This window comes from Asticcacaulis sp., from assembly GCF_020217185.1.
Taxonomy (GTDB): Bacteria; Pseudomonadota; Alphaproteobacteria; order Caulobacterales; family Caulobacteraceae; genus Asticcacaulis.
This window is the reverse complement of sequence record NZ_JAIWNX010000208.1, coordinates 1-10,000: the sequence shown is the minus strand read 5'-3', so window position 1 is coordinate 10,000 and position 10,000 is coordinate 1. Positions and strand designations below refer to the sequence as shown.

General features: G+C 59.1%; 6 protein-coding genes, 1 tRNA gene and 1 pseudogene. 6 read left to right on the top strand and 2 right to left on the bottom strand.

The features are described 5' to 3' along the window. From LDL37_RS10300 to LDL37_RS10275, 6 genes and pseudogenes are all read left to right on the top strand, one after another. A partial coding sequence (locus LDL37_RS10300) for a Maf family protein (protein WP_290797687.1) occupies window positions 1-401 on the top strand: 401 nt, incomplete at its 5' end. Continuing rightward, on the top strand, window positions 398-1,408 hold the full coding sequence (locus LDL37_RS10295; RefSeq protein WP_290797685.1) for a ribonuclease E/G: 1,011 nt from the start codon (window positions 398-400) through the stop codon (window positions 1,406-1,408). The genes LDL37_RS10300 and LDL37_RS10295, both read left to right, overlap by 4 nt. A gap of 18 nt (window positions 1,409-1,426) precedes the next feature. Next, complete coding sequence (yacG, locus tag LDL37_RS10290; protein WP_290797682.1) at window positions 1,427-1,675, top strand: DNA gyrase inhibitor YacG; 249 nt, start codon at window positions 1,427-1,429, stop codon at window positions 1,673-1,675. A gap of 109 nt (window positions 1,676-1,784) precedes the next feature. Further along, window positions 1,785-1,860 (top strand) — tRNA-Phe (locus tag LDL37_RS10285). Window positions 1,861-2,103: 243 nt separating this feature from the next. Beyond that, window positions 2,104-2,499: pseudogene (locus LDL37_RS10280) on the top strand (Arm DNA-binding domain-containing protein); the annotation flags it as partial. Between the two features lie 366 nt (window positions 2,500-2,865). Next, a complete protein-coding gene (locus tag LDL37_RS10275) occupies window positions 2,866-5,430 on the top strand; it encodes a beta-L-arabinofuranosidase domain-containing protein (protein ID WP_290797679.1) in 2,565 nt (854 codons plus the stop codon). A gap of 189 nt (window positions 5,431-5,619) precedes the next feature. Here LDL37_RS10275 and LDL37_RS10270 read toward each other — a convergent pair whose 3' ends face one another. Beyond that, complete coding sequence (locus tag LDL37_RS10270) at window positions 5,620-7,434, bottom strand: Svx/AvrXca family virulence/avirulence protein (protein ID WP_290797676.1); 1,815 nt, start codon at window positions 7,432-7,434, stop codon at window positions 5,620-5,622. Between the two features lie 8 nt (window positions 7,435-7,442). After that, a complete protein-coding gene (locus LDL37_RS10265; RefSeq protein ID WP_290797673.1) occupies window positions 7,443-9,818 on the bottom strand; it encodes a glycoside hydrolase family 127 protein in 2,376 nt (791 codons plus the stop codon). Window positions 9,819-10,000 lie beyond the last annotated feature (182 nt).

Sequence of the window (10,000 nt, the reverse complement as noted above, 5' to 3'; positions counted from 1 at the left end):
CGGCTGTGGTTACGGAGCCCGCCTATATTCTGGCCGCCGATACCGTGGTCGGGGTGGGGCGGCGTATCCTGCCCAAGGCGGAAACCGATGCCGAGGTGCGCGCCTGTCTGCAACTGATGTCTGGCCGCAGCCACCGCGTCTATACCGGCGTCGCTCTTGTCTCGCCTAAGGGCCTGTCGGCGCGTGTGGTGGAAACGCGGCTGCAATTCAAACGTCTCAGCGCCGAAGAGATTGACGCCTATGTGGCCTCCGGCGAAGGTCTGGGCAAGGCCGGTGGCTATGGCATTCAGGGTCGCGCCAGCGCCTTTGTCATCCACCTGATCGGCTCCTTTCCGTCGGTGGTGGGGTTGCCGACCTATGAGACCCTGCAATTGTTGCGCGGCGCGGGTTACGCGGGTTGAAACTTTACAGCGAACAGCGGTTTGGTCTGGTGCGTGCCTGTGTGGCGCGTGAGGGTCAGCCGCTGCTCTATGCCGAAGGCCCGGCGCTCGATCCCTCACTGACCCTGTGGGGGACGCGCTCGGTGGCGCGCCTGACCGCAAAGTCGGGACGGATCGGCTTTCTCAGGCTGGCCGATGGGCAGGAGGCTATGGCCGACCTCAGCGAGCCGGACGCGCTCAACGAAGGCACGGCGGTCGAGGTCGAAATCGCCGCCGAAGCCCGTGCCGACAAATTGCCGCGCGCCCGCCTGCTGGGGGTCAGCGAAGGCCCTCCGCGTCGTCTGTCGGACCCGCTGACTCTGATCGAATGCCTGAAGCAACAGGCGCGGCGTCTGATCGACCCGCAGGTCCGCTTGGAGCCCGCCGAAGACCCCGACGCCCTCGATATCGCCGAGGCGCAGGCGACCCAGCCCAGCTTTGACCTGCCCGGCGGGGGCTATTTGTCTATCGAACCGACGCGCGCCCTGATCGCCTGCGACATCGACATGGGCCGCGCGGGGGAGGGGATGATCCACACGCCGCGTCAGGCCGCCAAGCGCCTCAATGAGGTGGCGGTGGAAGAGGTGGTGCGCCGCCTGCGCCTGTCCAATCTGGCCGGGCTGGTGGTGGTCGATCTGATCGGCAACAAACACAATGGTGAAAAGCTGACCGGGCTGGTGCAGGCGGCCTTTGGAGCCGAGGGCCGCGCCATCGCCTGCGGGCCGATTACCCGCTTCGGGACGCTGGAATTCAGCCGGCCGTGGGGCGCCCGGCCGCACACCGAAGACACGCCGCTGAGGGCCGCCCGGCGTCTCCTGTGGCGCGCCGTGGCCGAAGCCCGTTCGGATGCCGGTGGACGCCTCCGTCTGCGCGCGCCGGGACCGGTGGCCGATCAGGTGCGGCTGTGCCTGAAAGACAGCCTCGACCCGCTAGCACCCCGTCTCAGCGTCGAAACGGCGGCGATGACCGAGGTTGTTCCGCTGCGATAGTCGTCCTATATGGGCCACATGACGAAACGCACATGTGCCTATTGCCGCCACAACTATCAGGTCGCTGACCAGACCCTTCCCAATACGGCGAAGGACTACTCCCCTTTTTGCTCGAAACGCTGCGCCGATGCCGACCTGATGCACTGGTTGAAGGGCGAATACGTCATCAGCGGCACGGGGGCGTTGGCGGCCGATGCTGCGGAAGTGGAGGGGGCGGCGGCGTCAGCGGAGTTATCCTCACCTTTTGACGACAAAGACGCGGTTTAGACGGGTTTTTTGCGAATTTCCTGCTTTGCGCGCTTGCCAAGCCCGAATGGCTCGCTTATTAGACCGACCTCCCGAGGCGGCGAACCAAGGCCGTTTTGATGCAAAGAGTGCCTGGATAGCTCAGTTGGTAGAGCAGCGGATTGAAAATCCGCGTGTCGCTGGTTCGATTCCGGCTCCAGGCACCATTGCGTCTTCCGGTGGCGTACGCCGCGTTGAAAAAATCCTTTAAAATTGATAGTTTAGGGCCTCAGTGAGGTCCGCCGAAGTCCGACCCGTTCCGCCCGCAGCCGGGCGTTTTTGGGGTCTTTTTGGGGGTCTCGCGACGAATCTCAAAAGCAAGACCCCCAAATATCACTTTCGGACGCCGCAATCCGTTGTGTTAAAAGCAAAAGCGCCGAGTACAAACTCTTCGATGAGGGGGGCTTTTCCTCCTAATTAAGCCCTCCGGATCGAAGCTCTGGTGCTACAAATACCGTCTTAACGGGAAACAAATGTCGTTGGCCCTTGGCACCTACCCGGTTACCGGCCTGAAGGATGCGCGCAAGGTGGAGCGCCGCGGCCGGCTCGAAACGGCACACCGGCTGCGTTCGTTCGCGGGGCGGGTCTTCGGATACGCGATCTGGACCAGCCGCGCCAAGACCGATCCCACAGCCATGATTTCTGCCCTTCGCACACCGAAGGTGACGAACAATGCCGCCATCGTAGAGGCCAAGCCTCTCGGCAGTTTCATGAGGGAGTTAGACGCATTCGAGGGGGCGCACCCATTGCCTTTCGGTACGAGCCCTCACGGGTCACTTCGATCGTCATCGGATCCCATGGAATGAGGCTTGGGGTGCCAAGAAAACAGCTTGTCAATTAAAATTGTCTGAGTATACACTGTATACCAAATCGTTCACTCAGGCCTTGGCGTCCCGATGCACAGAAAATTTATTGAAGGCAAGCATTCCGATCAATGCGGTTCAGATTGCGCTTGCGCTGCCCTCACACGGCGGTCTTTTTTCGCCGGAGCGGCAGGTATATCAATATTTTCCGGCATCGCGTCGCTGACAACACCTAGCCATGCGGCGGACGCGCCGGTCAATCTGGCTAAGGTGGCGACCGCTTCGACCTCTTATCATTCCGGCGATACCCGGGTATCGGCGCTGAATGACGGCAACACTCCTGCCAACTCGGCCGATGCCGAGGCAGGCATGTATGGCAACTGGCCAAAGACGGGCACGGAATGGGTGCAGTACGACTGGAGCGAGCCGGTTACGACCAACCGCATCGAGGTGTACTGGTGGGTCGATGGCCAAGGCGTTGGCGCACCGAAAGCCTGTCGCATTCTCTATTGGAATGGCTCAGCTTTCACGCCGGTGAAAAACGCTCAGGGCTTGGCTACGAAGAAAGACATCTTCAATATCACCACCTTCGATGCGGTGACGACCGATAAACTGCGTCTGGAAATCGTATCGGACGGCAAACTGTCGACCGGCATCCTGGAATGGAAAGTCATGAGTTCTGGGGCCGTGCCGATGTTCGCCCCGGCCGTGGCGGCCGGTATTGATCGCACGGTGGTCATGGGCGGTAAGACCTACCTGAGAGGCAAGGCCGAGTGGCTGACCTTGACCGCCGACGCCGGCATTCTGTGGCGCAAGGTGTCCGGGCCGGGAGACGTCACCTTCGCTGATCCCAAGGCCCCGGTCACCACGGCGCAGGTTTCGGCGCTCGGCGACTATATACTGGAACTTGAAGCCCATACCGGAGGCAAGGTCAGCCGCTCGACGCTTAAGCTCCATGCTCAGCCCGCGCCGCCGCCGCAGCGGCTCGATGTCGTCTATACCAAACGCTACAGTATCGACAGCCCGCTGTGGAATACGCGCGCCAAGACCCTGATCGTCAACTGGATTCCGCACGTCATCGACTATTGTGAACGCACCGATCTGACCATCGGCAATGGCGGTATCGACAACTTCATCGAAGCGGGCAAGGCCAATCGCGGCGAGCCGCATGGCCCGCACAAAGGCTACGTCTTTTCAAATGCCTGGGTGCTGGAAACGGTCGAGGCCATCTGCATCGCGCTGATGGTTGATCCGCAGGGCGACACAGATATGATCGCGGCACAGACAAAGATGCGCGAGACGCTGGAACGCTGGATTCCGATTATCCTCGCCGCACAGGAGTCGGACGGCTATCTTCAAACTGCCAAGACACTGGCCCCGAAAGCAGAATGGCCAGAGCGCTGGTCGCCCGAACAGCGGAGCAACCACGAGGGTTACATCGCCGGCTATTTCATCGAATCCGCCATCAATCACTACACTCTGACCAATGGTCAGGACCTGCGTCTTTACAATGCGGCCAAGAAACTGGCCGATTGCTGGGTAGCCAATATCGGGCCGGGCAAAAAGGAATGGTTTGATGGCCATCAGGAGATGGAGCAGGCCCTTGTCCGCTTCGGCCGCTTCGTCAACGACGAGGAGGGGAATAGCAGGGGCGACGCCTATATCGCTCTGGCAAAATTCCTGCTGGAATCGCGTCGCGGAGGCCAGGAGTACGACCAGAGCCACCTCCCTCCGGTGCAGCAGTATGAGGCCTTCGGCCATGCCGTCCGTGCCGTCTACTTCTATTCCGCCATGGCCGACATTGCCGCCGAGACTGGCGACCGCGACTACCAGAGCGCGGTGGCCTCGCTGTGGGACAATATGGTCAACCGCAAGTACTACGTCACCGGCGGCATCGGCTCTGGTGAGACCTCTGAAGGGTTCGGGCCGGACTACAGTTTGCGCAACGGCGCCTACTGCGAATCCTGCTCAAGCTGCGGACTAATCTTCTTCCAGTACAAGATGAACCTCAGCTACCACGACGCCAAGTACGCCGATCTCTACGAGCAGACCATGTACAATGCGCTCCTGGGATCGACCGATCTCGAAGGGCGCAACTTCTGTTACACCAATCCCCTGATCAATACCGAGCGCACCCTCTGGCACGTCTGTCCGTGCTGTGTCGCCAATATCCCGCGTACCTTGTTGATGATCCCGACCTGGACCTATGTGAAGGATAAGGCTGGCCTCTACGTCAATATGTTCATCGGCTCAACGATCACCGTCGAAAAGGTGGCTGGCACCGATATCGAGATGGTGCAAAAGACCGACTATCCGTGGAATGGTGCGGTCTCGATCACCGTCAATCCCAAGGAAGCCAAGACCTTTACGGTCCATGTGCGCGTGCCCAACCGCCAGACCAGCGCGCTCTATACGGCTACTCCGGAAATTAGCGGTGTGAAACGCTTCACCGTCAATGGCAAAGCCTATTCGCCGGAGATCATCAATGGCTATGCGGTTGTGACGCGTGAGTGGCGGGCAGGCGATACCATTGCCTTCGAAATACCGATGGAACCGCAGCGAATCCATGCCGATCCGAAGATCGAAGAAGACCGGGGCAAGGTGGCCCTCGGCTACGGGCCTTTAGTCTACAACGTTGAACTCGCCGACCAGAAAAGCATAACCCAACCTCTTAGCAAGGCACCGATCAAGGCGCAATGGCGCCCAGACCTGCTAGGTGGCGTGGTGGCATTGACTGGAAAATGGGCCGATGGCTCGCCCATGCTGGCCATCCCCAACTATGCACGGATGAACCGCATCGGTGGCCAGGCCAGCGAAATGGGCGCTGGCGATATCGACTACGCGCCCGGCACAAAGTCAGAAGTAGCTGAGGTCGGACCCCGCCAACGCTTTACTGGTCTGCAATCTCAAGTCTGGATAAACGATCAGGGGTGAGAGTCAGGCGCTTGCCTTGGTGTTTCACATACGTCCGCGCAGTACGTGAGATTTTGTCGGGGTGCCAACCTGCCGAGATTTACGCGCCAAGGGCAAACCCACATGGCATGTGTCTTGTCGGGATAAATAGCTCGGTCGGTGCGGATGGACCTAGCCGAAGCATTAGGTATCAATAGATCCAGATATGCTCTAGGGGCGCCACATTAGCTCGCTTTCTTGGGTTATCTCTTGAGGAATCTTGTCGAGAGTTCCACCTTTTTGAGGGGACTGCTGGCTGTCGCCCTCCACGAACCCGCTATAGGCACCGTGTGTAAGGGTGGGGCCTCCCCGGAGTTCGACGTCGCCATAGAGCTTTGCCGTTCCCTTGATCACCGCCCCCGGTTCAAACTGTCCGATGCCCATAAAGCTGGTTCGAACGACGGCCTTGTCGGTGACCTTAACGCCATTCGAGATAAGGCTAAGCGCGCCGACGATGGCTTCACCTGATACCTCGCCCCCATTCACTATGGCATGGTCTTCGATGCGTGCCTGATCCAGCACCTTGCCACTCAATACACGAGCCTGCGGACCCACATAGGCACTCGCGGAGACCTGCGCGCCATCGGCCACCCAACCGCCGCCATTCGGGTGTCGGTGTCCTTTGGCAGTAGGTGTCGGAGTATCTGGCTCAAATCCCTCCGGCATGGCCCCTTCGAAGCTTGCCATCCAGGGATAGCGATAAATGGAGTGCCAGGGCTGGTCCCATTGAATCTTCTGATAGATATCGGGGGCTCCCATTACGACGAGATATAAAGCCTTATCTGTCGGCTTGACGGGGAAGATCATGTCACCATCGGGCCCATCGACAACGGGGCTAATGCGCGATTGGCCATTCTGGCCGATGGCAACTACCCCCCAACGCCAGTTTGCCCCCGGATCAGCCAGTGTCGAAGGTTCATGCTCAAGGCCTGGAAGCGGGTTTGCCGGCTTTGTCTGCACCACACCCCGAAACGTAACCGTTACCGACTTTGCGCCTTTATCTGGGAACAACCTGACGATGTTATAGCCCCAGCGCTGTGGCGCCCAATCGAAGGGCACCGCAAATTGCCGCTTCTGCGTATCGATGGCGTCAAGCCGGGTCACTCGCAGGAAGCGTTGGCCGTCGCGCTGGTCGTAGGAAGCGTAGGCCTTACGATAGATTTGGCCCTGATCGCTGCCGTCCGGATTGATGTAGTCCCAGTTCACATTATGCAGCGCCCAGTTGCCAAACACATCATTCAGTTGGCTAAGGCTCCAGCCCTGAGTGCGCATCAGCACAATAAAAGGGTCTTCCAGTTCGTATCCTGCCTGACCAGGCTTCAGAGAGTCGGACCAGAGGCGATTGACGGCTTCATAACCGAACTCATTCTTCAGGTATTCGAGAAACTGCCAGCTACAGTAGCGATCGCGGGTCGAGCCATAATAGAGGTGGGGGAAGTTAACCAGCATCTCGGAGCAATGGACGTTATCCCGGAAGATGGGGAGTTGATGCGTCATCCAGTTGGCATGATTTTCCCACAACCAGCCCGAATAGACAGAATCCCGGAAGCCGCGCGACGATCCCTGAAGCCCGTGGGCAAATTCGTGAGCGAGGCCCCAGTTGTCTTTCAGAGACAGCGGATTGATCCACATGCCCATATCGCGCTCTCCGGTAGGCCCACCGGACAGCGCAAAGCTCGGATCTAGGTTAATGTTGGCCTTGTGCTTTTTATCTGTGTCACAGTACGGGACGGCAAACTTCGTTCCGTCCATATAGAACTTCCAGATATATTCGAGCGTCTCTCCGGCGGAGATGGCATCTGCCTTATTGACCCCGCCCTCTTTCCATCTGAAGGCGTAATGCTCGGTCTCATACTGTACAGGCGCTTCCTCAGGCGTGCCGGAGACCACGGCGAAGGAACCAGAAACGCAACTGTCTTTGGCTTCGGCAACCGAGACAAGGGCAGAAACGGCCAGCAGAGCGGTTGCAGATATCAAGGCGCGCATGGGAATCTCTATCGGGCGGTGAACAGGCGAAGGCCGAAAATCATGCCGGTCGAACGGCCATTTGTGGGCTGAAGACGAACAGTGACGGTCTCCTTGCCCTTGGTGAGGGTTTCGGGAATGTCGTAGACTTCGTCAAAGAACGCCCCAGGTCGGGGGGTCTCTGTGTGAGTGACGCTCACCGCCTTTTGACCATCGATCAGCACGTCGAAAGCGCGCTTGTCGCTCCCCCAATAGGTCGCTTGCAGTTGTAGCGGACCGGCATCGACGCCCGGCGTTTTGCGCACCTTCATTGTGAACTGCATGAAGCCACCCTGCCGCGCATCGCGTCCATTGCGCCCGCGATAGGTGCCTGGCCAGGACACGTCCGATTCAAGATTGTGATCGCGTTCCGGCTGCATTTCACCGAGGTGCATAACGTCTAGAGAGCGGGCGGCCAGATCCCGCTGGCGTTCCTTTTCGGCGAGAAAAGCCGCTTCTTCGACCTTCCATTGCGCCTCTGTAAAGCGTTTGAAATAGACACCGCTGCGACGCTCATACTGAGCATAAAAGGGCACAAACGTCATGTCTGCGGGGCGGCCAATACCCTCGGTGCGAAACTGTGCGTTTTCGAGGGCGACGGGCTTAAAGCCCGGCAGCAGGTCGTCACCCACCAGAGCGGGCTCCACCGCCTTGTATTCCTCTTCGACGCTGCCCAGATCGGCCGCCAGCACCAGCGGCCCACGCAGCACGGCCACCACCTTTTCATCGTCGCGGGTCGCTTCGAAGCGCAAATCCAGCGGCAGGCGCAGCCTGACCGTGTCCCCCGCTGCCCAGACCCGATCAATGACCAGATAACCGCCCTCCTTTGCAGAGCGAACCGCTTTGCCATTGAGCGTCAGATCGGCGCTTTTCGCCCAGGCGGGGACACGCAGGGCCAGCTTAAACTTCGTCGGTCGGCGAAGGCTGCCAAGGCTGAAAACGATGTTCCCGTCATAAGGATAACCGGTATCGAGTCGAAGACGCGCGCCCTTGGCCACCCAGCGGGCGGTGGCGGGGATGTAAAGATTGACGAAGAGGGTATCGCTCGATTGCCAGAAGATAGACTCGCCGTGTTTAGCGTGGCTTTCCATCCCTGAACCGTGGCAGCAGGTCCAGTTATCGACTGGATCAGAAAACCCGCGCGCCGCACCCGTGAACAGAGGCGTCATGTAGCTGAACATGCCCGTCTTCGGATTCTGTTGGGCCAGCACATGGTTGAAGTGCGCGCGTTCAAAATAGTCGAAATAGCGCGCATCCGGCTCCCATCCGTAAAGATGCCGCGTCAGCTTGAGCATGTTGTAGGTATTGCAATGCTCGCACGTCGCTTCGGTTATGTGTTTTGAGATGGTATCGGGTTCGAAAAAGTACTCCCGATCGGCATTGCCGCCGATCACATAGGAGTGGTGATTGACGACCCGTTCCCAGAAAAAGCTGGCGGCCTTGCGGTTGTCTTCATTGCCCGTGACCTCGAAGAGGGTCGCTTCGCCCAGCAGCTTGGGCACCTGCGTATTGGCGTGGTTATTGGCCAGTCTGTCTTCACCCGCGGTGAGCGGGTCGATGATGCGCTTATGGTGGAGGCGCTGTGCCAGGGTCAGCCAGCGCGGGTTTTTTGTGCGCCGGTAAAGTTCGGCGAACGAGTCGTTCAAACCGCCAAATTCACAATTAAGCACGGTCTGCACCTGATCATCGTTCAGCGCCCTGAAGACCTTGTCTATATAGACGCCAAGCCCGACCGCGACCGTCAGCGCCTTGTCATGTCCGCAGAAGGTCTGGGCGTCGAACAGGCCACCATAGAGCTTGTGCCAGTTATAGAGAGGTACCCAGCAGCCGTTCAGATCAAAGCCAGCCGAACGGATGTCGCCAGCCATGAGTTCCGGGAAGATCTCCTTGCCGTCAACAACGCTGCCGTCCTTGCGCTTGCGGGTGAAACCCGCGACATAGCCGTCGCCGTGGGCCCCCTGAACGAGGGCCAATTCGTCAATGATGTAGGCGGCGCGAAGCTTAAGAGCAGCATTGCCTGTCTGGGCATACATCAGGGAGATTGCCGAGAGGTAATGCCCCAGACTGTGGCCGGCAATAGTGTCGCGCTCCCACCCGCCGTAAAGCTCAGCCTTGGGCGTCAGGCCTGCAAATTTGCGATAATTATGCAAAAGTCGGTCGGGATTGACGCTGAGCAGATAAGCTTCATTGACGTCTACCGCTGTTTTAAAAGGGGAGGGCAGCAGTCGGACATCGGTCAAGGGTAAGGACGTCACCCTGTCGTGTGTGCCGCTGGCCGCCACCGGGCCGGACAAGGATGCGCCCGCAAACAAGGCCGCTGTGCTTGTAAGCGTGTCGCGACGGGTAAAGGCGATCTTTAAGGTCATGTCTGCGTCCTGGGGGCAGGTGGTTTCACTTCCAAATGCCGCGAGCGTTGAATATGAGAGCTGTGAAGCGGTATCTGCCGGACCAGCTCGTTCGGGTATATGGTATACAAATTACCGAATAATCAGACATAAGGCAAGGCTTTGGACGGCAAGCACGGAGCCGCGGATTTGATTTCACATCC